The sequence below is a fragment of the Micromonospora lutea genome (genome assembly GCF_016863535.1).
GTDB lineage: Bacteria > Actinomycetota > Actinomycetes > Mycobacteriales > Micromonosporaceae > Micromonospora > Micromonospora lutea.
The window spans coordinates 352,605-377,831 of sequence record NZ_BOPB01000009.1 but is presented as its reverse complement, the minus strand read 5'-3'; the positions used below and the strand labels follow the sequence as shown (position 1 = coordinate 377,831).

The following is a 25,227-nucleotide window of genomic DNA, read 5'->3' as shown; positions in this document are numbered from 1 at the left end:
GGGGCGCCTTCGTACTCCCCTAAGCCCTCGACCGCGGATGGACGGAGGCAGCGTGGCCAGGTCAAACGCCGGCTCGACCTGCTGACGGACGGAGTGCGGTACCCGCCGGACGGACTGATCCCAAACGGGCGTACGGCCGGGGCCGGCACTGCCAGACTCAGGCCGTGGGTGACCAGGCCTGGCGCGGACGGCTCGGACCAGCCGTCGGCATCGCACCCGGTGCCCGGGTCGACAAGTTCGAGATCTTTTTCGACCTGGTCTTCGTCTTCTCGTTCTTCAACATCGCCCGCAGCACCGCCGCCAACCTCAACGGCACAGGCTTGGTGCACGCCCTGCTCGTGCTGGCCGTGCTCTGGTGGTGCTGGGTGGTGCACACCGTGGTGGCGACCCGCATCCGCATCGGTGAGGGTTTCGTGCCGGTGCTGATGGTCGCTGGAATGGCCGCGCTGTTCAGCTTCGCCGTCGCCATGCCGCAGGCGTTCGTCAACTCACGCGAAAACAGGATCGGCCCGATCGTGGTGGCGGTGAGCTATGTCGTCATCCGGGCCGTGCACCTGGCGTTGTTCCTGCACATCGTCCGGGACAACCCCGCCGAGCGTCGGCAACTGCTCCGGTACGCTCCCGAACTCACCCTGAGCACGGTGCTGCTGCTGGTCGCCGCGCTGCTCCCCGCCCACCTGCCCGACCCGGGCACCGCCCATCTGGTCCGTGACGCGCTCTGGGTGACCGTGGTGCTGCTCCAGTACGGCACCGGGCTGCTCAACCGCACCTGGGGCTGGGAGGTGACCTCGGCGGAACACTGGACGGAACGCTACGACCTCATCCTGATCATCGCGCTCGGCGAATCGGTGATCTCCGTCGGTCTCGGCAGCGACCTGCTCAGCCAGCCGGCGACCTGGCCCGGGGTGACCGCCGGTGTGCTCGGCATCGTCTTCACCGCCGCCCTCTGGTGGGCGCACTACGACATGATCGGCCCGGCCGCCCGGATCGCCCTGCACGCCACCCTCGGTCGCGCCCGGGTGCTGATGGCCCGCGACGCCTACGCCTACCTCTACCTGCTGATGATCACCGGGATCATCACCTTCGCCCTCGGCGCCGAGGGCATCATGCACGACGTCGCCGAGCCCGGCGTACCGATCACCGAGCCGGCCCACGGGCCGGACGTGCCGATGCTGTTCGGCGGGGTGATCCTCTACCTGCTGGGGAACATGCTCTTCCAGCTACGCACCCTGCGCACCCTGTTGTGGACGCGGGTCGCCGCCCTGCTCGCGCTCATCGCCAGCGTCCCGATCGCCCTGTCCCTGCCCGGGTTGGCCACCCTCGGGCTGCTCACCGCGATCTGCGTCGGCCTGGTCCTCGCCGAAGTGCTGCTGATGTCCGATGCCCGGCAGACGCTGCGCGCGGCGGTCTTCGAGGAGCGCACCGCCCACGAGACCCACGAGGCCGCCTACCGCGCCCGCTGGCACGGCCAACCCCCCGGCACCACGTAGGTAGGAAGGGTGACACACCGTAAACCCGGATCCACCGGCAGCAACCTCGGACACGACGGAGGTCGTAGCACTCCGTAGCACCTGCGGTTAGCGTTGTCCCATGGCTGAGCACGCCCACCGGGAGATCACGCGGCGCGAGTTGCGCAATCTCTCCGGAGCGATCATGCGCGGCGACTCCTTCATTTGGCGACGCACCTTCGTACTGCGTGCCGAGGTGATGGCGGCCTTCGCCACCGCTCCCGTGCTCGATGCCGAGACGTTCCGCCGCGACCTCGACTCGACGGTGGACCAGGACCCGTTCAGCCGTGAGTGGTGACTCCCCCACGCGAGGGCTGATCGATCCTTCGGCTGGAGGACCTGGTCCGGGTCCAGCCGGTCCGGCGGCTCTGACCACCCAGATCAGCACTCCCTTTTCATCGATCATCTCGCATGCAACGATGTGACCACCCAGTTCAGGGGTGTGAACCTCATCGGGAGGCCGGAATGCGTGGACGATGGTGGAGTCTGGCGGCGGCCGCGCTGCTCGCGGCCGGGGTGTTGGTGGCTCCGGCAAGCCCCGCGATGGCAGCGCCGACGTTCCGGGTTCCCTTCCCGTGTGGCCAGTCCTGGTCCGGGCAGACCCGGACCAACCACAGCCCGCAGAACGCCATCGACTTCAACCGCGCCGACGACCTCGGTGACCCGGTGGTGGCCAGCGCGCCGGGCACCGTCGACGTGGTGACGAACCTCGGCAATACCAGCTACGGCAAGTACATCCGGATCAACCACGGCGGCGGCTACACCACCTACTATGCCCACCTCAACGGCTTCAACGTCTCCGTCGGTCAGCAGGTGGGCTACGGCAAGGTGATCGGATGGGTCGGCAGCACCGGCGGCTCGACCGGCCCGCACCTGCACTACGAGCAGCGGCTCAACGGCAGCGCCATCAAGATCAAGTTCAACGGGACGCAGGCGCTGTACTGGGGCACGAAGACCTACACCAGCGGCAACGGCTGTGGCGGCGGCACCGCGAGCGGCACCGTCCGCACCAGCGGCACCCCGCTGACGGTCCGCTCCGGCCCCGGCACGAACTACAGCTCTGTCGGCACGCTGGCCACCGGCACCAACGTCACCATCCATTGCCAGACCAACGGCACCACGGTCACCGGCACCTACGGCACCAGCTCGATCTGGAATCGGATCGGTGCCGGCCGCTTCATCGCCGACGCCTACACCTACACCGGTCACTCCGGCTTCATCCCGAACGTCCCACGCTGCTGACCAGCTTTCAGCCGCGCAATGACGGACCAGGTGGAGCCCGGCGGCCCGTGCCACCTCGGCGGCCCGATGCACCACTAGGACCTGCCCGACCGTGAGCGCCAAGTCCCAGCGGAACCCTGAAGACCCCACGGCGGATATAAGCTCGGCTTATAATCCTCACGTGTGGGAAGTAGTGCTGCACCCGGAGGTTGAGGCATGGTTCCTGGGGCTGTGTCGGAGCGACCCTGCCAGCGCGGACCTCGTCGCGGAGGCGATCGAGCTACTTGCCGAGCAGGGGCCCGCGTTGGGCCGGCCGCTGGTGGACCGGTTGAAAGGCAGCATGTTTCATCACATGAAGGAACTGCGTCCCGGTTCAGCCGGGTCGAGCGAGATTCGGATGATCTTCGCGTTCGACCCAGCCCGGGAGGCGGTCTTTCTGGTTGCCGGAGACAAATCCGGGCAGTGGCAGTCGTGGTATCGAACGGCGATCCCGCTGGCGGACGCGCGTTTTGAGGAGCACCTGACCAGGTTGAAGGTAGAGCGATGAGCGGCGTATCGAACTGGCGGGATGTGAAAGCCGAGGCCCGCGCTGTCGACCCTGAGTGGGACAGCCCGGAGCGGGTGACGCGGCGTGGGCGGATGCGGGAACAGATGCTCGCATCGGTCAGTGGTGCCCAGTTGGCTGAGATCCGCAAGCAGCTCGGTATGACCCAGACCCAGCTCGCCGAGGCTGCAGGGTTGTCGCAGGCGCGGATCAGTCAGATCGAGAAAGGTGAGGTGACGAGCTTGGAGACGTTGCGCGCCTACGTCGCCGGGCTCGGCGGGCACTTGGACATCGTCGCCAGGATCGGCAACATCCATCTGAACGTCGCTTGAGCCATCGTCCAGCTCATTCCCGGCGGGGCGAGCCGAAGCGGCTCTTCGACGTTGCCTCGGTTGGGCGCGCATCCGACGATCGGCGGGCGACTCGGTCCGTCGCCCTGTGCCGGATGGCCCGCCCGCCGGACTACCCTGCGATGGTCAACTGAACACGGCCGACGCTATGGGGACCGAGCTACGTGATAACCGGTGAGCTGAAGAGCAGGATCGATCGCATCTGGGACGCCTTCTGGTCGGGCGGAATCTCCAACCCGCTCGAAGTGATCGAGCAGATCACCTACCTGCTGTTCATCAAGCGCTTGGACGACCTGCACACCCTTGAGGAGAACAAGGCCACCCGCACCGGCCGGTGGGAGCGGCGGATCTTCCCGGAGGGCTGCGACGACCAGTGGCGTAAGTACGACGACCTGCGCTGGTCAAAGTTCAGAAGCGCAGCGCCGGCCGAGATGTTCGAGACGGTACGCGACCGGGTCTTCCCGTTCCTGCGTACGCTCGGCGGCGACGGCTCGACGTACTCGCAGCACATGCGTGACGCCCGGTTCACCATCCCCAACGCGGCGCTGCTGTCCCGGGTGGTCGACATGCTCGACGAGATCCCGATGGAGGACCGGGACACCAAGGGCGACCTGTACGAGTACATGCTCGGCAAGATCGCCACCGCCGGCCACAACGGACAGTTCCGCACCTCGCGGCACATCATCCAGCTCATGGTCGAGATGACCCGGCCGACGCCGACCGACGAGATCTGCGACCCGGCCTGCGGCACCGCGGGCTTCCTGGTCACCGCCGGAGAGTACGTCCGCGACCACTACCCGGACGCGATGCACGACGCCGCCCAGCGGAAGCACTTCCACGAGAGCATGTTCCACGGCTTCGACTTCGACGGCACCATGCTCCGCATCGGCAGCATGAACATGCTGCTGCACGGCGTGGAGAACCCCGACATCCGCTACCGCGACTCCCTCGCCGAGGCCGTCAGCGGAGAGTCGGAGAAATACTCGCTGATCCTCGCCAACCCGCCCTTCGCCGGCAGCCTCGACTACGAGAGCACCTCGAAGGACCTGCAACGGGTCGTCAAGACCAAGAAGACCGAACTACTCTTCCTCGCCCTGTTCCTGCGGTTACTCAAAACGGGTGGCCGGGCGGCGGTCATCGTGCCCGAAGGCGTGCTCTTCGGCTCGTCCAAGGCCCACAAGGAGCTACGCCGCGTCCTGGTCGAGGACCAGAAACTCGACGGCGTGGTCAAGCTCCCCAGCGGCACCTTCAAGCCGTACTCCGGAGTATCGACGGCGATCCTGCTCTTCACCAAGACCGACAGCGGCGGCACCGACAACGTCTGGTTCTACGACATCACCGCCGACGGCTGGAGCCTGGACGACAAACGCACTCCCCTACTGCCCGACGACAAACTCGGCCCCGCCCCCAAGGTGGCCCTCACCGCCGACGAGCACGCCAGGAACAACCTGCCCGACGCCCTGGCCCGCTGGTCCCGCCGCGACGGCGACGAGCTACAGCGTGCCCGGACCGAACAGAGCTTCTGCGTCCCCAAGGCCGACATCGCCGAACAGGGCTACGACCTCAGCCTCAACCGCTACCGAGAAGTCGTCCATGAAGAAGTCGAACACCGCTCACCCCTGGAAATCCTCGCCGACCTGGAGCGCCTCGAATCCGACATCCAGCAAGGAATGGCCAACCTGAAGGCGATGCTTAAATGACCTCACTAAAGACAGCCCGGCTCGGGAACGTGACCAGAATAGTTGGCGGCGGAACCCCGACCCGGAGCAACTCCCAGTATTACGATGGCAGCATCCCGTGGGTCACTCCTAAGGACATGAAGTCATGGCACATCGATGGCTCCCAGGTTAAAATCACAGACGCCGGTCTCGCAAACAGCGCAGCTCGACTTGTTCCGGCGCAGTCGATTCTGATCGTCGTTCGCTCGGGGGTCCTGAAGCATACGGTGCCGGTCGGCCTAAGTCAGATTCCTGTGGCGATTAACCAGGACATGAAAGCCTTACTATGCAACCCCGAGGTGCACCCAGATTACCTGGCACGATTCATCAAGGGGAAGTCGAGCCAAATCTTAAGCTGGGTCAGGGCCACCACAGCAGACAATTTCCCTGTGGCGAAGCTGCAGGAAATGCTCGTCCCTTTGCCCCCGCTCGCTGAGCAGAGGAGAATTGCGGAGGTGCTGGATAAGGCGGACGAGCTGCGCGTCAAGCGCCGAGAGGCCCTCTCTTATCTCGACAACCTCACCCAATCCATCTTCCTCGACATGTTCGGCGACCCTCGATCGAATCCACGGCGTCTGGCCGTCGAGGCATTCGGAGATTTAGTCAACGAGTTTCGGTATGGAACTTCAAACAAGTCCACCAACACAGGCAGCCCGGCTCTTCGAATCCCGAACGTAGTCAACGGAACCCTCGACTTAGAGAACCTCAAGACCGTTCCGGTCACCCCCACCGAATTCGATCGCCTCAAACTAGTCAACGGCGATATTCTCTTCGTGCGGACGAACGGCAACCCGGACTACGTTGGACGCTGTGCGGTATTCGATGAACACCTTATCCGCAACACAGAATTTCAAACAAACGACTTCATTTACGCCTCCTATCTAATCCGGGCGCGTGTGGATCAACGGCGCATCCATCCTGTCTTCGCCCAGACTTTCATGGCAGCCGCCGCAGGCAGGGCAGCCCTTCGCGACAGGTGTAAGACCTCAGCGGGACAGTACAATTTGAACATCGAGAACTTGGGTTCCGTGCCGGTGTTAGTGCCACCACTCGCTGAGCAACTGGATTTCGTCGAACGAATCGCCAAAGTTGAAGCCGCTAAGTCGGCTCAGCGCGTAAGCCTCGCCGAACTGGACGCGCTGTTCGCTTCCTTGCAGGATCGGGCTTTTCGGGGCGGACTGTGACCGGGCGCATGTAGAAGCGCCCACCCGGGCGTCGGGGCGGGGGCTGTCGTGCGCCTACGGGTCGCTCAGGCTTGCTCGGTGAGGCGGGCGACGAACGCCCGCCAGGAGGCCGGCGTGAAGATCAGAGCCGGACCGGTCGGGTCCTTCGAGTCTCGGACGCCGACGACGCCAGGGAGGTTGTCGGCGACCTCGAGGCAGGAGCCACCGTTGTTGCCGCTCTTCGTGCTCTTGCGCCACCGCGCACCGGTCATGTCCATGATCCTGCTCCCTTATTCAGATCGACGGATTGCCTTGGTCGGAGACTTCCTGCCTCCCACTCGTTTCGTCCCTGTCCCTGGAATGCCAAGACCTCGGCCGTACTTCCAGGACGGGAGACTCTCTCTGACAAGCGCGGGGATGGCAGGGCAAACGAGTGCCCGCCCGAGCATCAAGGCGAGCACGGTCGTTCGTCTACGGTCGGTCAACCGTGCTCGGCGACACTGGCGATGAACGTCCGCCAGACGGCCGGCGTGAAGAGCAGCGCCGAACCGGTCAAGTCTTTCGAGTCCCGGACGCCGACGACGCCAGGGAGGTTGTCGGCGACCTCGACACACGCGCCGCCGTTGTTGCCGCTCTTCGTGCTCTTGCGCCACCGCGCGCCGGTCATGTCCATGATGCTGCCGCCCTCTTGAATGGATGTATAGGTTGGTCTAAGAGAAGGCCCTGACTCCCTATCCGCTCGTCCCCGCGCTCCCATAGACCTGTCGCTGCCCGAAGAGACGAAAGCTCCCTATAGAGCACGGAAGCGCTCGCCCCATGCCTGGGCGAGCGCTTCGTGTGTCTGCGGCCCGTCAGTCATGCTGGGTGATCCCGGCGACGAACGCTTGCCAGGAATCACGGGAGAACGCCAAGACCGGCCCGACGCCATGATCTTTCGTGTCGCGTACGCAGACCGCCGCCACGAGGTTGTCAGCGACCTCCACACAGGCTCCCTGGTTGGTGCCGCTGCGAGTGCTCTTGCGCCAGCGCGCGCCGGTCAGATCCATGACTTCGCCACTCCCAATATCAGCTCGGTGGACTGGTGCAGGATCAGCGCCTCGCCAAGTGTGGCTTCCCACGCCCCCGCAGCGCCGCAACCTCGAGTCAGACGTGCTCGGCGACGCGGGCGATGAACGCCCGCCAAGCGATCGGTGTGAAGACCAGCGCCGGGCCGTTCGGGTCCTTCGAGTCACGGACGCCGACGACACCCGGAAGGTCGTCGGCTACCTCGATGCAATCGCCTTGGTTGTTGCCACTTTTCGTACTCTTGCGCCACCGCGCGCCGGCCATGTCCATGATCATGCCGCTTCCCTGATCAGGTTCAACGATTGGCTCCGGAGAGTGCTTGGCCTCTGATGAATTCCGACCTCCGACTCAGCGTAGCAACGTCGTTAGGCTGCTTGAGCATCTATGCGGGCTTGACTGTCCGCATGCGCTACATGCTCTCAATCCGGCAACTCGCCGAGGATGAATTCTCGGCCGAGACCCGACAAATGCTGAAATTCTCGGGCACGGTATGCACCTGAACATGGGCAGAAGGCCGCGCACTGCAAGGTGATCGATCTGCGCGCGCACCTGCGCTCGATCACCGTACGCCGATTGGTGGAGCGCTGCGTAATCGTTTGAGGGCAGGGTGAGCTGGGTGTTTCCGTGCGGTCGAGGACCACGTTTGACGAGGCCAGCCCGCCGGTGGTCACGGAATTCCCCGGCCCGGTCGATGTCGTGACTGGAGCAACCCGACCACCCGATAGCCCTGGCATCCCGCCGACCACATCGCGGCCGGACTAGCGCTAGTCGCCGTGCTGGTGTGGGCGGTGCTGCCTGATCCAAGCCTCAACCGCTTCGCGGTCCCAGATTCGCATCCGGCCGTTGCCGACCACGTCGATCGGCTGCGGGAAGCCGGGGCGCTTGACGATCTCCGTTGCGCGCGTGCGTGATACGCCGCCGAGCATCTCGGCAACGTCAGCCAGCGCGGCAAGTCTCACATCGCGACCGTAAGCAGCTCCGGGGTTACCACTTCGGCACTTGCCTACTTGACGGTGTCGAAGTGATAAGTGAGGCTGATGAGGTCACCGCATGCCGGAAGGGCTGATGACGTTATGTCAGAACTTGTCCAAGTTTCGCCGCTTGTACCCGATCGCCAGTATCCGATTGGGACGTTGACCCCGGGGCAGAGGTTCCGCGCGAACGGGGGCCGCTGGTGAGCGTGGATCCGCTGTCCGCCGTAGCTGTCGAGACGGTGATGATGCTGCTCGGTGCCGTACTGCTCGGGTTTCTGGCCGGGTTGTTCGCGTTCAAGGTGAAGTCGCGGTGGTGTCCGCGCTGCGGCGCGTCGACCCACGCCGTACCCCCGGAGGTCCGGCGGTGACCGCCCCCGGCCGGCAGGAGCGGCGTGAGCTGCCGATCGGGCGGCGGGTCGCGCAGCTACGGGTCCGCCGGGGGATGAGCCAGCAGGTCTTCGCCGACCGGATCGGCAAGTCGAAGAGCTGGGTCGACAAGGTCGAACGCGGGGTACGCAACCTCGATCGACTGTCCGTGATCCACACGATCTCCGGGGTGCTCGGCGTCGCCCCCGACCTCCTGGTCGGCCGTCGGACCCGACAGGCGACCGTCACCGAGGTCGCCGCCGCCGTGGAGCGGGTACGCGAAGCCCTGGTCTGCTACGACACCCCCGCCGACTGCGTCGCGGACCTGGATCGGCAACTCGCCTACGCGTACACCGCCTATCGGCATGCCCAGCATCCGCAGGTGTTGCGGATGTTGCCCGACCTGCTCACCGCCGCTCGTCACGCCTCCACCGTTGACGTGCTGGTCGGGGCGTACCGGCTCGCCGCTCACCTGCTGGTCAAGCTCGGCGAACCCGACCTGGCGTGGCTGGCCGCCGACCGCGCCATGACCACCGCCGGCGGCGACCCGCGACGTACCGCCGTCGCCGTGCTCCCCCTCGCCCAGGCCCTCCGCGCCCAGCGCCGGGGCCGCCTGGCGTTGGCCGTCACCACCACGGCGCTACGCCACCTCGACCCGGCCCGCTCCCCCGACCTCCCACCGGAACACGCCGCTCTCGCCGGCACCCTGCTGCTCGAAGCCGCCCTCGCCGCCGCCAGTCACGGCGATGCCAGCACCGCCGACAACCTCGCCGACCAGGCCACCGACCGGGCCAGGCGGTGCCCCGACCGCGACGGGTTCGGGACGACCACGGTCAACCTCGCTCGCGCCCTGGCCGCCACCATCCTCGGCGAGCACGCACTCGCCGTCGCCATCCACCAGCCGGCCACCCGCACCGACGGTTGGCACCGGCTCCCCGCCGAACACCGCGCCGCTCACCTCATCGACATGAGCCGCGCGTACCTGACAATTGGCGACCACCGTGCCGCCGCCCGCGTCCTCGTCACCGCCGACCAGATCGCCCCCGCCGAGACCCGCATCCGACCCGCCGCCCGCGCCGCGCTGATCGCCGTACTACGCGCCGGACCCACCCCCGCCGACCTCGCCCGCCTCGCCACCACGATCGGACTGACCTCGGGCAGCACGTAACGTCCACATCCTCTGGACTGGTGGCAGCCTCGGCCGGCCGACGACGATTGAGGATCAACATCGGCCCTGTCGGGCTGACTGCGTCAACGCATCGCAGTAACCGGCCGCGACGCTTACGACAGGTGCTCGGCGGCGAGATCCTCGGCCTCCGCGACGAACTCGTCGAGCTCCGCTGCGCTCATGTTCGCTTCAAGGAGTATCTGCCCGAGGACGAATATCTCGGCTCCCAGCACGGTCTCGGCAGGGATGTTGTCGACCAGTTCCGGCTCACCGAGAGCGGCTCGGATCACACCCTCCACGTCAAGGGCAGACAGGGTGTCGCCCTGCTCGTACTCAGCGCGAGCCGAGGCCACGAAAGCCGCCACATCGGTCGGGGTGGCGTCGGTTCCGAAATGCCGATGAACCGCAACGGCGAACGCGGCCCCGATGACCCCCAGGCTGCCGCGCAGGCCGTGCTGGCCGATCTCCGCCGCCACCGTGTCGGCGGCATCCCAGTCGGCCCTGGCCAGAGCCCGAATCAGGTCACCAAGTGGGTTAACGTCCACGTCCTCTGAACCTCGCTATCCGTTGCCTGATAACCGTCCCAATCCGATGTGCCGCCACACCTGCCAGAATGCCGAGCACCGCGAGATTCCCTGCGGCTTCCGCAGCGTCGATCTTTGGCCGTGGTGGGGCGGGTGGAACCGTGGAGGTGGCCGTCCCGGTCGAGTGCGTCCCGCTGGGCCCTTTGGGATCACGAAACATGCCGATCGACTGTCGTATCGTATCGGTGGCCGTGCTCGTGTGCTCCTGCACGTCGTCGGCTCGCCGAACAGATCGGATGAGATAGCCGCTCATCTTCGCGCGCCTCAGGGCGCGTCGGTCGCTGTCAGTCATGAGGTCTTCGCCCGAGGGTGGACCGGATCCGGCGGCCTGCTGCGGTACCGAACCCGGGGCGATGACGTTCAGGTACGCGCCGACCTGCCGGGCCGCGTCACTGCACAACCGGGCGAGCCGGTGGGCCTTGTCGGCACCGGTACGGCTCTGGGTCACCGCCCCGCGCAGCGACGGATGATCCGAACCCCTGCCCACCGTCGTGTACCGGGCGTGGGCCTCGGCGACATCCGTCGCGGCCCGGGATGCCCGCACCGCGAGCGCGTCCAGCTCCTCCATAGCGGACCCGAGTTGGGCGACGACCTGGGCGAGCAGACCGCTCACCCCAACGCTTTTCGGTACGTGCTGCCGTGCTCCTGGGCGGCAGCGATCACGCGCAGGGTCAGCTTCACCTCGCGTACCGCGTCGGCGATGGCTTTGCGCGCCTGGTCTGCCTCGGTCCGCTGACTGTCGTGCAGGGTGGCGAGCACGAGCCCGGCGGCCTCGTCCAGGCCCGTCCCGACCCCCTCGATCGTGGTCTTGCCCTGGTCGAGCAGGTGGTGTGCTTCGTCGAGGACCACCTTGACCTCACCGATGCTCACGGGTCAGCCAAGGATGCTGATGTATTGCCGGGCCGCCTGGGCAAGTTCGGCCTTGACTTGCTCGATGCTGGCCATGCCGTCCTTCCGGTCCGTTGGCGTTGAGGGCACTAACACCCTTCACGTTCGGTAGCGGATCAGACACTACCCAACGTGAATCCCCTTCCGCAGCCCCGCTGGTCGAGCGACACCACACAAACCGGCAAATGACCATGGCTGCCAGGAGGGCTCGATTTGGCCTGCCGATGTGAGAGCATCGGTGGCTGCTGTCGATCGTGGGGGTTGGCGCAATGAGCAATTTTCATTTTCTGCGTACCGAGTGGCCCGATCTTTTCCGAGAGGCGTTCAAGGCCGAACGGAATACGGTGCTCGATCCGCGTACCGCCTGCTTTTATGCTCGGCGGACGCTGGAGCACACCCTCACCTGGCTGTTCGAGGTCGACCGCACGCTCAACCAGCCGTACAAGAAAGATCTCAACGGCATGATCCACGAGCCGACGCTGCGTCATCTGGTCGGCCCGGTTCTCAATACCAAGATGGACATCATCCGCAAGCAGGGCAACTGGGCGGCACACAAGACCGCGCCGGTCAAATCCACCGATTCCATACCTGTGGTGCGGGAACTGTTCCACGTCATGTACTGGGTGGCTCGCCGTTACACCCGTGACCAGTCGCAGGTGCCGCCGAGCAACCTCGCCTTCGACGAGACGCATTTCCCCCGGCCGACGCACGGCCAGCCGCAGCAGACCAGCCAGGCCGAAATCAAGGCGCTGGCCGACAAGCTCGCCGCGCAGGATGACGCGCTCGCCGCCGAGCGGGAGAAGAGCGCCAGCCTGGACGCCGAGTTGGCGAAGCTGCGCGCCCAGATCGCCGCCGCCAAGGCCGCCAACGAGGCCCGGCCGGACGACCACGACTACAACGAGGCGCAAACCCGGGACCTCTTCATCGACGTACTCCTCAAAGAAGCCGGCTGGCCGCTCGACCAGGAGCGCGACCGGGAGTTCCCGGTCACCGGCATGCCCGGCGGCAGCGGCGCGGGCGCGGTCGACTATGTGCTGTGGGGCGACGACGGCAAGCCGCTCGCCGTGGTCGAGGCCAAGCGCGCCCGCCGGGCCGCCGCCGCCGGCCAGCACCAGGCCAAGCTCTACGCCGACTGCCTGGAGCAGGCGTACGGGCAGCGCCCGGTCATCTTCTACAGCAACGGATACGACCACTGGCTGTGGGACGACACCGCCTACCCGCCCCGGCCGGTGCAGGGCTTCTACACGAAGGCGGAGCTGCAACTACTGGTGCAGCGGCGGGAGAGCCGCCGGCCACTGGCCGAGCTGGAGATCAACGGGCGGATCGTCGAACGGCACTACCAGAAGCGGGCGATCCGGGCCGTCGGCGAGGCGTTCGAGCTGCACCACCAGCGTCAGGCGCTGTTGGTGATGGCGACCGGCGCGGGCAAGACGCGGACCGTCATCGCCCTGGTCGACCAGCTCATGCGGGCCAAGTGGGTCAAGCGGGTGCTCTTCCTCGCCGACCGCAACGCGCTGGTCAACCAGGCCGTCAACGCCTTCAAGGCGCACCTGCCCGAGGTGGCCACGGTCAACCTGGTCACCGAGAAGACCACCGACGGCCGGGTGTACGTCTCGACGTACCCAACCATGATGGGCTTGATCAACGAGACCGTGAGTGGCGTGCGGCGCTTCGGCCCCGGCCATTTCGACCTGGTCATCATCGACGAGGCGCACCGGTCGGTCTACCAGAAGTACCGGGCCATCTTCGCGTGGTTCGACTCGTTGCTGCTCGGACTGACCGCCACGCCACGCAACGAGATCGACCGCAACACCTACAGCCTGTTCAACCTGGAAGACGGCGTGCCCACCGACCACTACGACCTGGACGAGGCGGTCGAGGAGCGCTACCTGGTGCCGCCCCGGGCCGTCGCGGTGCCGCTGAAATTCCAGCGGGACGGCATCCGCTACGACGATCTCAGCGAGGAGGAGAAGGAACGCTGGGACGCCCTCGACTGGGGTGAGGACGGCCCGCCGGACGGTGTCGACCCCGATGCGGTCAACAAATGGCTGTTCAACACCGACACGGTCGACAAGGTGTTGAAGACCCTGTTGACGCACGGGCACACGGTCGCCGGGGGTGACCGGCTCGGCAAGACGATCATCTTCGCCAAGAACAACGACCACGCGAACTTCATCCGCGAACGATTCGACGCCAACTACCCGCACCTGGCCGGCCACTTCGCGCAGGTCATCACCCACCAGGTCGACCGCGCGCAGGACCTCATCGACAACTTCTCGGTCAAGGAGAAGGCCCCGCACATCGCCATCTCGGTGGACATGCTCGACACCGGCATCGACGTGCCCGAGGTCGTCAACCTGGTCTTCTTCAAGGTCGTCCGCTCCAAGTCGAAGTTCTGGCAGATGATCGGCCGGGGCACCCGGCTCTGCCCGGACCTGTTCGGCCCCGGCCAGGACAAGAAGAACTTCTTCGTCTTCGACTGTTGCGCGAACTTCGCGTACTTCAGCCAGGAGGTGCCGGAGAGCGAGGGGTCACTCGGCGAGCCCCTCACCGCTCGGCTGTTCAAGGCGCGAGTCGAGCTGCTCTACCGGCTCGACCAACGTCTCCCCACCGGCGGCTCACCCGCCTCCGACGGTGATTCGCCCGCCTCCGACGGCACCCGCAGCGAGTCCGGGCTGCGTTTGGACCTCGCCCACCTGCTGCACCAGCGGGTCAGCGGCATGCACCTGGACAACTTCGTCGTCCGGTCCAAGCGGCGGACCGTCCAGTACTACGCCGACTTCGCCAACTGGCACCGGCTCACCCCGGAGGCGGCCGAGGAGATCGGGCGTGACCTGGCCGGGCTGCCGACCTCTGTCAAGGACGACGACGAGACTGCCAAGCGCTTCGACCTGATGATGTTGCGTCTGCAACTCGGCCAGCTCGATGTGGAGCCGGCCTACCAGCGGTTGCGCGAGCAGGTGCAGGAGATCGCCTCGGCGCTGCTGGAGCAGACCAGCATCCCGGCCATCCGCGAGCAGCGGGAGCTGTTGGACGAGGTGGCCGGCGACGAGTGGTGGCAGGACGTGACCCTGCCGATGCTGGAGTTGGTCCGCCGCCGGGTCCGCTCTCTGATGCGCCTGATCGAGCGGGGCAAGCGCACCGTTGTCTACACCGACTTCGTCGACGAACTCGGTGAGCTGACCGAGGTCGCTATCCCACAGGCGCGGGTCGGCACCGACTACGAGCGGTTCCGGATCAAGGCGCGGGCCTACCTGCGCCAGCACGAGAATCACGTGGCGTTGCAGAAGCTGCGCCGCAATCGGCAGCTCTCCCCCACCGACCTCGCCGAGCTGGAACGGATGCTCGCCGACAGCGGTATCGGGGCCGCCGACGACATCGAGCGGGCCCGGCGGTCGGCTGACGGGCTCGGTCTGTTCATCCGGTCGCTGGTCGGCCTGGACCGTGAGGCCGCCACGGAGGCGTTCAACGAATTCCTCGACGGGCGGGCGCTGACCAGGAACCAGATCCACTTCATCCACATGATCATCGGTCACCTGACCCAGAACGGCACCATGGAGATCGACAGGCTCTACGAGTCGCCGTTCACCGAGATCGCCCCGCACGGGCCGGAGTCGCTGTTCGCCCCCGCCGACGTGGACCGCATCGACGCGATTCTCACCTCCGTACGCAACACCGCCGCGCCCGTCAGTGAAGTGGCGTAGCTGCGTGACTAGGCTCGGACCATGCTGACGCGGCTCCAGGTGCAAGGGTTCAAGAACCTGCTCGACGTGGATGTCGAGTTTGGCCCCTTCACCTGCATCGCTGGCGCCAATGGCATGGGGAAGTCGAACATCTTCGACGCTATCGAGTTCCTCTCCTACCTGGCGACCGGCTCGTTGGCCGACGCCGCCCAGCGGGTGCGGGGTACCGCTCGCGGGCGGGGTGGCGACCCGCGTGACCTGTTCTGGGACGGCTATCGCGAGCACGAGCACCAGATCACCATCGCGGCCGAGATGATCGTCCCCACCGAGGTGGAGGACGAACTCGGCGAGGTGGCCCGCCCGGAGGCCACCTACCTTCGGTACGAAGTGGTTCTGGGCTATGAGCCGTCGCGCGGTGATCATGGGTTCGGTCGACTGCATCTGCTCCGCGAAGATCTGCGCCAGATCCCGAACGCCCGGTCTCGATTGACCTTTCCCGCGAGCCAAACGTTTCTCGACGCGGTGGTGATCGGCGAGGGACTGAGCCGCGTTTTCCTCTCCACGGACATCGGCGACAACGAACAACTGATCAACGAGCACACTGATTGGAACCGTGTTGAGCGGTCGCGATCAGCCAGTCGGGTGACACGAACAGTGCTGAGCACAAAGATCACGGCGGACAACCCGACCATCTTGGCCGCAAGAAACGAAATGAAAAGCTGGCGTCGGCTGGCGCTGGAACCGTCCGCGTTGCGCACGCCGGACGGCACCACCGGCTCCGAATCACTGTCCACCAACGGGCGGCATCTTCCTGCGACACTCCACCGAGTCGCGCATGCTCCGGAGTGGTCGGCTGAGCCGGACCGGGTCTACGCGAGGGTGGCCGGCAGGCTCTCGGACCTGTCGGGTCTCGCAGTCGAGGACCTGGAGGTCGAGTTCGACGAGGCTCGGGAACTCTTCACGCTCTTCCTCACCGAGCGGGGAGGCTTGCGGCTTCCGGCACGCGCGCTGTCCGAGGGGACCTTGCGCTTCCTCGCACTCTGCGTACTCCTTGAGGACGCGGAGCTCACCGGCCTGATCTGCATGGAAGAGCCGGAGAACGGAATCCATCCGGCGAACCTGGCGGCAATGGTGCAACTGGTCCGCGACCTCGCCGTCGACCCGACCGACGTACTCAGCCACGACAACCCCTTCCGACAGGTCATCATCAACACTCACTCGCCCGGCGTGGTGCAACTCTGTGACCCCGACGATCTGCTGCTAGCCGACGTGCGCCTGACGGCGGCTCCAGATGGCACAGCGGCGCGTGCCCTGTCCCTGCTGCCCTTCCGGCGAACCTGGCGGGCAAGGCGGGGAGGTCCCACCTTCTCGATGGCCGACATCCTCGCCTACCTCTCCGAGCCACCGCAGGCACACCTACGTCTTCCCTCGGACCTGACTGCATGATGACCCGGACCTACTCTGGCCTGTTCGTGCCTGAGGGCACGTCGGACGACCCGCTGGCTGCACATATCGAACGCCTGTTCTTCGACAAGGGCTGCCCAGTCGCCCTGAGCAGACCGGACTTCGGGCGGCTGCCGAGGGTCGGCAAGGACGTAGCCTCGCGGATAAGGGCAGGACTCCAACTCGTCGACGGTCCCGTCGACGTGATCGTCGTACACCGAGACGCGGACAACGCCGGACCGGACGCCCGCCGAGTGGAGATCGAGTCGGCCTTCCGGTCGGCGGGAACTGCGGCTGATCTCGTCCCGGTCATTCCGGTACGCATGACCGAGGCATGGCTGCTGCTCGACGAGGTGGCGATCCGTCGCGTGGCGGGCAACCCTGGAGGACGCGCGAGGTTGAATCTCCCGAAGAGGCGTGAAGTGGAATCGCGCGCCGATCCCAAGGGCATTCTCCGTGACTGTCTGTTGACCGCGTCCGAAGAATCCGGCCGTCGGCGCGCCGCGGTGGCCCGGCGCTTCGACGACAACCGCAGGCAGCTGCTGGAACGGCTCGACCTGAATGGGCCTGTCGCGCAGTTGCACAGTTGGTGCAGCCTGATCGCGGACATCGATGCCGTCGTCAAGCGGTGGCACTCAGGGCGATCTGAGCGCGCTTGACTTCGAGTGCGCTCCAAGCGGGACGCTGGTGGGCATGACGATGAACCGGAAACTGGGTCGCAGCGGGATCGAGGTCAGCGCCATCGGCATGGGGTGCTGGGCGATCGGCGGGCCGCTGTGGGGCGACGACCGGCAGCCGCTGGGCTGGGGCGAGGTGGACGACGAGGAGTCGGTGCGGGCCGTACACGCGGCGATCGAGCACGGGGTGACCTTCTTCGACACGGCCAGCAACTACGGGGCCGGGCACAGCGAGCGGGTGCTCGGTCGGGCGCTCGCCGGCCGCCGGGATCGGGTGGTGATCGCCACCAAGTTCGGCTACGCCTCCGACGAGGCGACCCGCCGGGCCACCGGCGAGGACCACCGCCCGGAGTACGCGGTGGCCAGCCTGGAGGCGTCGCTGCGCCGGCTCGGCACCGACCATGTGGACCTGTTGCAGCTGCACCTGAACGACCTGGATCCGGCGCTCGCGCTCGACCTGGTCGACACGCTGGAGGGCATGGTCACCGAGGGCAAGATCCGGGCGTACGGCTGGAGCACCGACCATCCTGCCTCGGCCGCCGCCTTCGCCTCGGCCGGTCCACACTGCACCGCGATCCAGCACGACCAGTCCGTGCTGCGGGACAACGCCGAGGTGCTGGCGGTCTGCGACAAGTACGACCTGGCGAGCATCAACCGGGGGCCGCTGGCGATGGGGCTGCTGACCGCCGCCACCAGGTCGCTGGGCGACGACGACGTGCGGGGGCGGGCGCCCGAGTGGCTGCCCTGGTTCACCGACGGCCAACCCGCGCCGGAGTGGGCACAGCGGATCGACCGGGTCCGGGCGGCGCTGACCGCCGACGGTCGTACCCTCGCCCAGGGCGCGCTCGGCTGGTTGCTGGCCCGCAGCCCGCGTACGGTGCCGATTCCCGGCTTCCGCACGGTGGCGCAGGTGGCGGAGAACACCCGGGTGCTCACCCTCGGGCCGCTGCCCGCCGATGCCTTTGCGGAGGTCGAGCGGGAGTTGTCGGAGCTACGTTCGGGCGACGCCGCCACGCGGGCATGACCGACTCGACGCGGTCGCTTCGCCGCGCGTACCCGAAGATGTAGGGCATGCGGATCCTCATGGCCGGCGCGTCCGGCTTCCTCGGCACCCGGCTGGTCGACCTGCTCGTCGCCGACGGGCACCAGGTGACCCGGCTGGTGCGACGGCCGCCACGCGCCGCCGACGAACGACGATGGTCGCCGTCGGCGGCGCAGCTGGACCCGGCGGTTGTCGCCGAGGCCGACGCGGTGGTCAACCTGGCCGGCGCGGGTGTCGGCGACCGGCGCTGGAACGACCGGTACCGGCAGTTGATCCGGTCCAGCCGGGTGGACACCACCACCACCCTGGCCACCACGATCGCCGGCCTGCCGGCGGCCGACCGGCCGGAGGTGCTGCTGAACGCCTCGGCGATCGGCTGGTACGGCAACACCGGCGACCGGGTGGTGGAGGAGGACGCGCCGGCCGGCGAGGGTTTCCTCGCGGACGTGGCCCGGGTGTGGGAGGCGGCGACCCGGCCGGCCGAGGATGCCGGGGTACGGGTGGTGCGGCTGCGCACCGGGCTGCCGCTGCACCGCGACGGCGGACTGCTCAAGCCGCAGCTGCTGCCGTTCAAGCTGGGCATCGCCGGTCGGCTCGGCAGCGGCCGGCAGTGGATCCCGTGGATCTCGATGACCGACTGGCTCAACGCCACCACGTTCCTGTTGGCCCGGGCGGACCTCGCCGGGCCGGTCAACGTGGTCGGCCCGGCCCCGGTCACCAACGCCGAGTTCACCCGTGAGCTGGCCCGCCAACTGAACCGCCCCGCGGTCATCCCGATCCCGGCGGTGGCGCTGAAGGTCGCCCTGGGTGGCTTCGCCCAGGAGGCCCTCACCAGCACCCGCGTCCTCCCCCGCGTGCTGAACAACGCCCAGTTCACCTTCCGCCACCCCGACCTCCGCACCGCCCTCCACGCCGCCCTGCACGACTGACCCGACTTCCTGGTTGATCATGAGGTTGACGGCAGTTCCGTCTTTGCCGTCAACCTCATGATCGACGCGGTCGGGCGGCGCGGGGTCAGCAGCCGATGGTCCAGTGGTTGGGGGCGGTCTGGCGCAGGGTGGTGGTGTGGAAGGTGTTGTAGAGGCCCATCCGCTGCTGGGAGCCGTTGGCGTAGGCGTAGCCGCCGGAGTGGTAGGCGCGGCCGGCGCTCACGTGGGCGTAGTTGCTGGCGGTGACGCAGGTCGGGGACGCGGTCGGGCTCGGCGAGAGCGTCGGGCTGGGGGACGCGGTCGGGCTCGGTGACGTCGTCGGGGTCGGGCTGGGGGTGACGCCGCCGTTCAGGCCGAAGAAGACCGCGTCGTGGTACGTCGAGCAGATGGTGTCCAGGAAGTACGCGGCGGCGGTGCCGCACTGGTCCGCGCCGGAGCCCGGGTCGACCGGGGTGCCGTGCCCCATCCCGGAAACCCGGTGTACCCGGACCAGGTCGTTGCCGTACACCTCGACGCTGGTACCCGCCGGCAGTTGCCGGGTGCCGGTCGGCGTCTGCGAGACACCGAGCACGTTGGTCCACTGGTCGCGGGACTCGGTGGCGTTCGCCGTCGCCACCGTGTAGTCACTGGTGCCGTGCCAGATGGCCACCTTCGGGCGGGCACCGGAGTAGCCGGGGTGGGCGCTGCGGACCAAGTCACCCCACTGCGCCGGGGTCTTGTCCACGCCCGGGCTCATGCAGGAGAAGGCGTTGACCATGCTGGTGGCGCAGCGGTGCGGCATCCCGGCGATGACCGAGCCACCGGCGAAGACGTCCGGATAGACCGCGAGCATCGTCGCGCTCATCGCCCCGCCGGCCGACAGCCCGCTGACGTAGACCCGATTGGCGGCGATGCCGTACGAGGACCGGGCGTGGTCGACCATCTGCTTGATGGACAGCGCCTCCCCCTGCCCCCGGGTCGTGTCGCCGGTCTCGAACCAGTTGAAGCAGGAACTGGAGTTGTTGGTTGAGCGCTGCTCGGGGACGATCAGCGCGAATCGCCACTGGTCGGCGTACTTCTGCCAGCCGGAGTTGGTGAAGTAGCCGCTGGCGTTCTGGGCGCAGCCGTGCAGCAGCACCACGGCCGGAGCGCCGGAGGGCAGGTTGTCCGGCCGGTACGCGTACATGGCGAGGTTGCCGGGGTTGGAACCGAAGCCGGTGACCATGGTCAGGGACGCGGCCTGGGCGGGAGCGGCGACGGCCGCCAGCGCGGTGGCGGCCAGGACCAGCCCGGCCAGCGCACCGGCGAGCCGGGTACGGGTGCGGCGCACGAGAGCCTCCATGAGTGTGAGCTGGATCACCAATGATTGCCGCGACGTTACGCAGGTGTGTCGCACCGATGACATGGTGGCCGTACACACATTCGTCGATGTCCGGATGTGCCGCTGCCGCACGGTGTTAGGAAGGGGCCCTTCCTATACACGAGGCGTTAACAAGGTGCCCTTCCTTGCATCCGGAGGTGCCGGGTCTGACCGGCGTGTCCCGGTGCGGTTGGTAACGTCCGCTAGGTGCCCACCTCCCCGTCCGTGGCGTCCGCGCCCGCCTCACCGTCGCCCTCGCGGGTCGCTCGCGACCGCCGCATCGATGTGACCGTGGTGCTGGTCGCGCTGGCGCTCGCGGTCTGGGTGACCAGTGGGCTCTGGATCGACCCGAACGGGCGGGCGATCACCGTCAACTCCAGCGACCAGGCACTGTTCGAATGGTTGCTGGCCTTCGGCGGGCACGCGCTGACCCACGGGGAGAATCCCCTCTTCACCTACCTGATCAACGTGCCGGACGGGGTGAACCTCGCGGTCAACACCTCGATCACGGTGTACGCGGTGCTCTTCGCCCCGCTGACGTATCTGATCGGGCCGCCCGCCACCTTCCTGGTGATCCTCACCCTCAACCTGGCCGCCACCGCGGTCGCCTGGTACTGGTTGCTCTCCCGGCACCTGCTCCGCAGCCCGCTCGCCGCCGCGATCGGTGGACTGTTCATCGGCTTCTCGCCGGGGATGGTCTCGCACGCCAACGCGCACCTGAACTGGACCGCCGGCTGGCTGGTGCCGCTGCTGGTGTGGCGGCTGTTCGCGCTGCGCCGGCCGGGCCGCTGGCTGCGCGACGGCGCCATCCTCGGCGTACTCGTCGCGGTCGCCTTCTCGATCGCCGCCGAGGGTCTCTTCTTCACCGCGTTGGCGCTCGGGCTCTTCGTCGCCGTCTGGGCGCTGCACCCGGCCAACCGGGCCGAGGCACGCGCGGTCCTCCCCTCCTTCCTGCGCGGGCTGGCGGTGACCGCCGTGGTCGCCGGGGTGCTGCTGTCCTACCCGCTGTGGCTGCACTTCGCCGGGCCGCAGCGGTTCCACGGCACCGGCTTCGACGCGGTGATCCACTCCGAGGACATCGCGGCGTACGCCGCCTACCCGCGCCGCTCGCTGGCGGGCGAGGCCGGGTTCGGCACCTCGCTGGCACCGAACCCCACCGAGGAGAACTCCTTCTTCGGGCTGCCACTGCTGGTGCTCGCCGTCGGCTGCTTCGTACTGCTGTGGCGAGGCGGCGACGCACATCGACGGGCGACCCTCTGGGCCCTCGGGATCGTCGCGGTGGTCTTCACCGCGCTCTCCTTCGGACCGGTGGCCAAAATCGACGGCCACCGCACCGACCTGCCGATGCCCTTCGACCTGCTCGGACACCTGCCGGTGGTGAACGCCGCGCTGCCCGCCCGGTTCGCCTTGGTGGTGACGCCGGTGATCGGCCTGCTGCTCGCGTACGCGGTGGACCAGCTCCGTCGCCGTCCGCTGTCCCGCGCGGCGGCGGTCGCCTGGACGGTCGGTTTCGCGGTGGCCCTGGTGCCGCTGTTCCCCACCCCGCTGCTGACCAGCGAACGTGAGCCGATCCCGCGCTTCATCACCTCCGGTGCCTGGCGGGATCACGTCTCCCCCGGCGGGGTGCTGACCCCGGCGCCGCTCGCCCTGGACGTCTACCCCGACGGCCAGCGCTGGCAGGCGTACGCGTTGGCGAACCGGCAGGGTGAGTTCGCCATCCCGTCCGGGTTCTTCCTCGGCCCCGGCGGCCCCGACGATCGTGGCCGCATCGGTCCGGTACCACGCCCGTTCGGCGCGCTGCTGGACCAGGCTGCCCGCACCGGACTGCCGCCGATCGTCACCGAGGGCACCCGCGAGGAGGTCCGGGCCGACCTGGAGCACTGGCGCATCGAGACCGTGGTGCTCGCCGACGAGGTGCACGGCGCCAAGTGGCCGGTCGACGAGGAAGCCATCCGGCGCACCCTGGTCCTGCTCTTCGGCGAGCCGGAGCGGGTCGAGGACGTCTGGGTATGGCACGTCCGGCGGTGAGTTGGCAGGTCCGACGTGAGTTGGCAGGTCCGACGGTGAGTTGGCTCACCGATGGCGACCAGCGGGTACGGGTCTAGGCTGAACGGGTGACCGCGACGACCTCCGGCCTGACGGCCGTACGCGCCGGTGTCCTCGACTACGCCGCCGCCTGGGACGAGCAGCGCCGCCTGCACGAGGCGGTGGTGGCCGGCGAGGACGGCGACACCGTGCTACTGCTGGAGCACCCGAGCGTCTACACCGCGGGCAAGCGCACCGAGCCGTGGGACCGCCCGATGGACGGCACTCCGGTGATCGACGTGGACCGGGGCGGCAAGATCACTTGGCACGGCCCGGGACAGTTGGTGGGGTACCCGATCCTGCGCCTGCCCGACCCGGTCGACGTGGTCGCGTACGTGCGGCGGGTCGAGCATCTGCTGATCGACGTCTGCGCCGAGTTCGGCCTGACCGCAGGCCGGGTCGAGGGACTCAGCGGGGTCTGGGTGCCGGCCGACGACCGTGGCCCGGAGCGCAAGGTCGCGGCGATCGGCATCCGGGTCGCCCGGGGTGTCACCCTGCACGGCTTCTCCATCAACTGCGACTGCGACCTGGCCGCCTTCGACCGGATCGTGCCGTGCGGCATCCGCGACGCCGGCGTCACCTCCCTCACCGCCGAACTGGGCCGCCCCATCACCGTCGCCGACGTCCTCCCCGTAGTAGAACGCCACCTCCCCACCCTCCGCCCCACCCCCTAACCACCCACCCACCCCTCCCACCCCCCTCCAGCGCTCACCCCCCGCCTCCGCACGGTCGATCATGAAGTTGTTGCCACGCCACGTCGACCGTCGGCGACAACAACCTCATGATCAAAGCGAGTCGGGGCGGGGCAGGGGCAGGGCGGGCGGGGGGCAGGGCGGGCGGGTCAGGGGGTGAGGCGGTGGAGGTCGCGGGGGAAGGGGGTGACCTGGCGGATGTTGGGGGCGCCGGTCAGGCGGGCGACGAGGCGTTCCAGGCCGATGGCGAAGCCGCCGTGCGGGGGCATGCCGTGGCGGAAGGCGTCGACGTAGCCGGCGTACGGCTCGACCGGCTCGCCCCGGGCGGCCAACGCGGCCAGGTAGTCGGCGTGCCGGTGCAGCCGCTGCCCACCGGTGACCAGTTCCAGGCCCCGGAACAGCAGGTCGAAGCCGTTGGAGTAGCCCGGCCGCGCCGGGTCCGGATGGGTGTAGAAGGGTCGCTTCGCCATCGGGTACCCGGTGACGAAGAGAAACTCCGAGCCGTGCTCACGCCGGGCCCACTCCCCCAGCGCGCGTTCGTGCGCCGGTGCCAGGTCGGGTTCGTCAGCGGGAGCGTCGGCGATCCGCAGCGCGTCGCTGAAGTGCACCGCCGGGATCTGTGCCGGCACCGCCGGAACCGCGACGCCGAGGGTGCCCAATGCGCCCCCGGCCCGGTCAGCGACCGCGTCGAGCATCCCGGCAAGAGTGTCCCGCAGGACCACCATCACGTCCCGATGATCGGTGACGAAGCCCAGCTCGACGTCGAGCGACGTGTACTGCGCCAGATGTCGCGCGGTGTCGTGCGGCTCGGCGCGGAACACCGGCCCGACCTCGTACACCCGCTCGAAGACCCCGACCATGAGCTGCTTGTAGAACTGCGGCGACTGGGCCAGGTACGCGGGCCGACCGAACCAGTCCAGGGCGAAGACGTTCGCCCCGCTCTCGGTGGAGGAGGCGACCACCTTCGGCGTGTGGATCTCCACGAAACGCCGGGCGTCCAGCGAGGCACGGAAACCCGCCACCGCCGCCGCCGAGATCCGCAACGCCGCCGACCGGGTCGGGTGGCGCAGGGCGACCGGTGCGTGGTCCAACTGGGTCGGCAGCGCAGCGGCCAGGTCAGGTCGGTAGAGATCGAACGGCGGTGGCTCGGCGGGCAGGCCGAGAGGGCGTACGCACGGGTCGGTCAGCTCCGACCCGCCGGGTGCCGCCGCGTTGGTGACCACCGTGGCCACCACCTCGACGACGGTCTCCTCGGGCAGCATCTCCACCTCGGCGCGTACCGCAGGGTCGGTGACGACGACCTGCGCGAGGCCGGCGGCGTCCCGGACGATCAGGAAGGCCACCGACTTGAGCAGGCGGCGGCGGTGGACCCAGCCGGCGATCCGGACGGTACGCCCGGTGTGTCGGGTGAGCTGGTCGGACAGGATGCGTTGCATGGCTACCTCCTCGATCAATCGCAACGCGATCCCCGGGAGGTGTGGGCGAGCGGGAACCTCGCGGTGCCACCACACCTTCGCTCCCGTCGGAACGGGAGCCTCGTTCGTCGCCTTTTCACCGGGGCCAGCCGGGCGGGCTCTACTGGGCGCGGGGTGTTAGGAGGGGGCCCTTCCTCTACCGCAGGCGTTAAGAGGGGGCCCTTCCTTACACCGCGGGCTGTTCTTCCCGCAGCTCGGGAGGGTCTTCGCGGCCCCGGTGCCAGACCGCCTCGCAGCAACCGGCGGCTCTCTTCAACTGGCGGGCGGGGCGCTACTCGGCTCCGTCGTCGCTTCGTGCCGGCACGCTAGCACC

Annotated in this window: 26 protein-coding genes; 16 read left to right on the top strand and 10 right to left on the bottom strand. The window is 67.9% G+C overall.

All coding sequences use genetic code 11. The features are described 5' to 3' along the window. The first annotated feature begins 164 nt into the window (after positions 1–164). The 7 genes from Vlu01_RS09520 (at position 165) to Vlu01_RS09490 (ending at position 6,525) form a co-directional block, all read left to right on the top strand. Positions 165–1,490 (top strand): low temperature requirement protein A, encoded by a 1,326-nt coding sequence (locus Vlu01_RS09520; RefSeq protein WP_203996687.1) that lies wholly within the window; start codon positions 165–167, stop codon positions 1,488–1,490. A 100-nt stretch (positions 1,491–1,590) separates the two neighbouring features. Further along, on the top strand, positions 1,591–1,806 hold the full coding sequence (locus Vlu01_RS09515; protein WP_203996684.1) for a prevent-host-death protein: 216 nt from the start codon (positions 1,591–1,593) through the stop codon (positions 1,804–1,806). A 167-nt stretch (positions 1,807–1,973) separates the two neighbouring features. After that, positions 1,974–2,750: a M23 family metallopeptidase gene (locus Vlu01_RS09510; protein WP_203996682.1), complete on the top strand. Its 777-nt coding sequence runs from the start codon at positions 1,974–1,976 to the stop codon at positions 2,748–2,750. Between the two features lie 160 nt (positions 2,751–2,910). Beyond that, a complete protein-coding gene (locus Vlu01_RS09505; protein ID WP_203996680.1) occupies positions 2,911–3,276 on the top strand; it encodes a type II toxin-antitoxin system RelE/ParE family toxin in 366 nt (121 codons plus the stop codon). Next, positions 3,273–3,605: a helix-turn-helix domain-containing protein gene (locus tag Vlu01_RS09500; RefSeq protein ID WP_203996678.1), complete on the top strand. Its 333-nt coding sequence runs from the start codon at positions 3,273–3,275 to the stop codon at positions 3,603–3,605. The genes Vlu01_RS09505 and Vlu01_RS09500 overlap by 4 nt, the downstream gene beginning before the upstream one ends. Before the next feature lie 182 nt (positions 3,606–3,787). Continuing rightward, on the top strand, positions 3,788–5,323 hold the full coding sequence (locus Vlu01_RS09495) for a type I restriction-modification system subunit M (protein ID WP_203996676.1): 1,536 nt from the start codon (positions 3,788–3,790) through the stop codon (positions 5,321–5,323). Further along, complete coding sequence (locus tag Vlu01_RS09490; RefSeq protein WP_275409284.1) at positions 5,320–6,525, top strand: restriction endonuclease subunit S; 1,206 nt, start codon at positions 5,320–5,322, stop codon at positions 6,523–6,525. Before Vlu01_RS09495 ends, Vlu01_RS09490 begins: the two co-directional genes overlap by 4 nt. 65 nt (positions 6,526–6,590) lie before the next feature. Here the strand turns inward: Vlu01_RS09490 and Vlu01_RS09485 are convergent, their stop codons facing one another. The 5 genes from Vlu01_RS09485 to Vlu01_RS09465 all read right to left on the bottom strand — a co-directional run bounded on the left by Vlu01_RS09485 (position 6,591) and on the right by Vlu01_RS09465 (position 8,528). Next, positions 6,591–6,782, bottom strand: a complete 192-nt coding sequence (locus tag Vlu01_RS09485; RefSeq protein ID WP_203996674.1) for a DUF397 domain-containing protein — start codon at positions 6,780–6,782, stop codon at positions 6,591–6,593. Between the two features lie 203 nt (positions 6,783–6,985). Continuing rightward, positions 6,986–7,177, bottom strand: a complete 192-nt coding sequence (locus Vlu01_RS09480; protein ID WP_203996673.1) for a DUF397 domain-containing protein — start codon at positions 7,175–7,177, stop codon at positions 6,986–6,988. A 178-nt stretch (positions 7,178–7,355) separates the two neighbouring features. Further along, the gene (locus tag Vlu01_RS09475) at positions 7,356–7,550 is read right to left on the bottom strand and encodes a DUF397 domain-containing protein (RefSeq protein WP_203996672.1); all 195 of its coding nucleotides are present in this window, start codon (positions 7,548–7,550) and stop codon (positions 7,356–7,358) included. Between the two features lie 97 nt (positions 7,551–7,647). Next, positions 7,648–7,839 (bottom strand): DUF397 domain-containing protein, encoded by a 192-nt coding sequence (locus Vlu01_RS09470; RefSeq protein ID WP_203997083.1) that lies wholly within the window; start codon positions 7,837–7,839, stop codon positions 7,648–7,650. A 494-nt stretch (positions 7,840–8,333) separates the two neighbouring features. Beyond that, positions 8,334–8,528, bottom strand: a complete 195-nt coding sequence (locus Vlu01_RS09465) for a helix-turn-helix transcriptional regulator (RefSeq protein ID WP_203996671.1) — start codon at positions 8,526–8,528, stop codon at positions 8,334–8,336. A gap of 215 nt (positions 8,529–8,743) precedes the next feature. Here Vlu01_RS09465 and Vlu01_RS09460 point away from each other — a divergent pair, with 215 nt between their 5' ends. Then, positions 8,744–8,911, top strand: a complete 168-nt coding sequence (locus tag Vlu01_RS09460) for a hypothetical protein (RefSeq protein ID WP_203996669.1) — start codon at positions 8,744–8,746, stop codon at positions 8,909–8,911. Positions 8,912–8,985: 74 nt separating this feature from the next. After that, on the top strand, positions 8,986–10,077 hold the full coding sequence (locus Vlu01_RS09455; RefSeq protein WP_203997082.1) for a helix-turn-helix domain-containing protein: 1,092 nt from the start codon (positions 8,986–8,988) through the stop codon (positions 10,075–10,077). A 113-nt stretch (positions 10,078–10,190) separates the two neighbouring features. Here Vlu01_RS09455 and Vlu01_RS09450 read toward each other — a convergent pair whose 3' ends face one another. The 3 genes from Vlu01_RS09450 to Vlu01_RS09440 are packed head-to-tail and all read right to left on the bottom strand — an operon-like array spanning position 10,191 to position 11,531. Then, positions 10,191–10,622, bottom strand: coding sequence for a hypothetical protein (locus tag Vlu01_RS09450; RefSeq protein WP_203996667.1), 432 nt, complete (start codon positions 10,620–10,622; stop codon positions 10,191–10,193). Continuing rightward, positions 10,612–11,229, bottom strand: coding sequence for a hypothetical protein (locus Vlu01_RS09445; RefSeq protein ID WP_203996665.1), 618 nt, complete (start codon positions 11,227–11,229; stop codon positions 10,612–10,614). Before Vlu01_RS09445 ends, Vlu01_RS09450 begins: the two co-directional genes overlap by 11 nt. Before the next feature lie 41 nt (positions 11,230–11,270). Then, the gene (locus Vlu01_RS09440) at positions 11,271–11,531 is read right to left on the bottom strand and encodes a hypothetical protein (RefSeq protein WP_203996663.1); all 261 of its coding nucleotides are present in this window, start codon (positions 11,529–11,531) and stop codon (positions 11,271–11,273) included. A gap of 287 nt (positions 11,532–11,818) precedes the next feature. Between Vlu01_RS09440 and Vlu01_RS09435 the strand changes: the two genes are divergently transcribed. Genes Vlu01_RS09435 through Vlu01_RS09415 form a run of 5 tightly spaced genes read left to right on the top strand, consistent with a single transcriptional unit; the run spans position 11,819 to position 19,323 of the window. Then, positions 11,819–15,253 (top strand): DEAD/DEAH box helicase family protein, encoded by a 3,435-nt coding sequence (locus Vlu01_RS09435; RefSeq protein WP_203996661.1) that lies wholly within the window; start codon positions 11,819–11,821, stop codon positions 15,251–15,253. 21 nt (positions 15,254–15,274) lie between these two features. Then, positions 15,275–16,678, top strand: a complete 1,404-nt coding sequence (locus Vlu01_RS09430) for an AAA family ATPase (protein ID WP_203996660.1) — start codon at positions 15,275–15,277, stop codon at positions 16,676–16,678. Continuing rightward, positions 16,675–17,334: a hypothetical protein gene (locus tag Vlu01_RS09425; protein ID WP_203996659.1), complete on the top strand. Its 660-nt coding sequence runs from the start codon at positions 16,675–16,677 to the stop codon at positions 17,332–17,334. Before Vlu01_RS09430 ends, Vlu01_RS09425 begins: the two co-directional genes overlap by 4 nt. Before the next feature lie 34 nt (positions 17,335–17,368). Continuing rightward, complete coding sequence (locus Vlu01_RS09420; protein ID WP_203996658.1) at positions 17,369–18,376, top strand: aldo/keto reductase; 1,008 nt, start codon at positions 17,369–17,371, stop codon at positions 18,374–18,376. 47 nt (positions 18,377–18,423) lie between these two features. Next, on the top strand, positions 18,424–19,323 hold the full coding sequence (locus Vlu01_RS09415; RefSeq protein WP_203996657.1) for a TIGR01777 family oxidoreductase: 900 nt from the start codon (positions 18,424–18,426) through the stop codon (positions 19,321–19,323). An 85-nt stretch (positions 19,324–19,408) separates the two neighbouring features. Here the strand turns inward: Vlu01_RS09415 and Vlu01_RS09410 are convergent, their stop codons facing one another. Then, positions 19,409–20,644, bottom strand: coding sequence for an extracellular catalytic domain type 1 short-chain-length polyhydroxyalkanoate depolymerase (locus Vlu01_RS09410; RefSeq protein WP_203996656.1), 1,236 nt, complete (start codon positions 20,642–20,644; stop codon positions 19,409–19,411). Positions 20,645–20,869: 225 nt separating this feature from the next. Here Vlu01_RS09410 and Vlu01_RS09405 point away from each other — a divergent pair, with 225 nt between their 5' ends. Further along, entirely contained in the window at positions 20,870–22,690 is a 1,821-nt protein-coding gene (locus tag Vlu01_RS09405) for a DUF6311 domain-containing protein (RefSeq protein WP_203996654.1), read from the top strand. An 86-nt stretch (positions 22,691–22,776) separates the two neighbouring features. Next, entirely contained in the window at positions 22,777–23,421 is a 645-nt protein-coding gene (gene lipB / locus Vlu01_RS09400) for a lipoyl(octanoyl) transferase LipB (protein ID WP_203996652.1), read from the top strand. Between the two features lie 167 nt (positions 23,422–23,588). On the opposite strand, the gene aspS is transcribed toward lipB, so the two are convergent. Continuing rightward, positions 23,589–24,875, bottom strand: a complete 1,287-nt coding sequence (aspS, locus tag Vlu01_RS09395) for an aspartate--tRNA(Asn) ligase (RefSeq protein WP_203996650.1) — start codon at positions 24,873–24,875, stop codon at positions 23,589–23,591. Positions 24,876–25,227 lie beyond the last annotated feature (352 nt).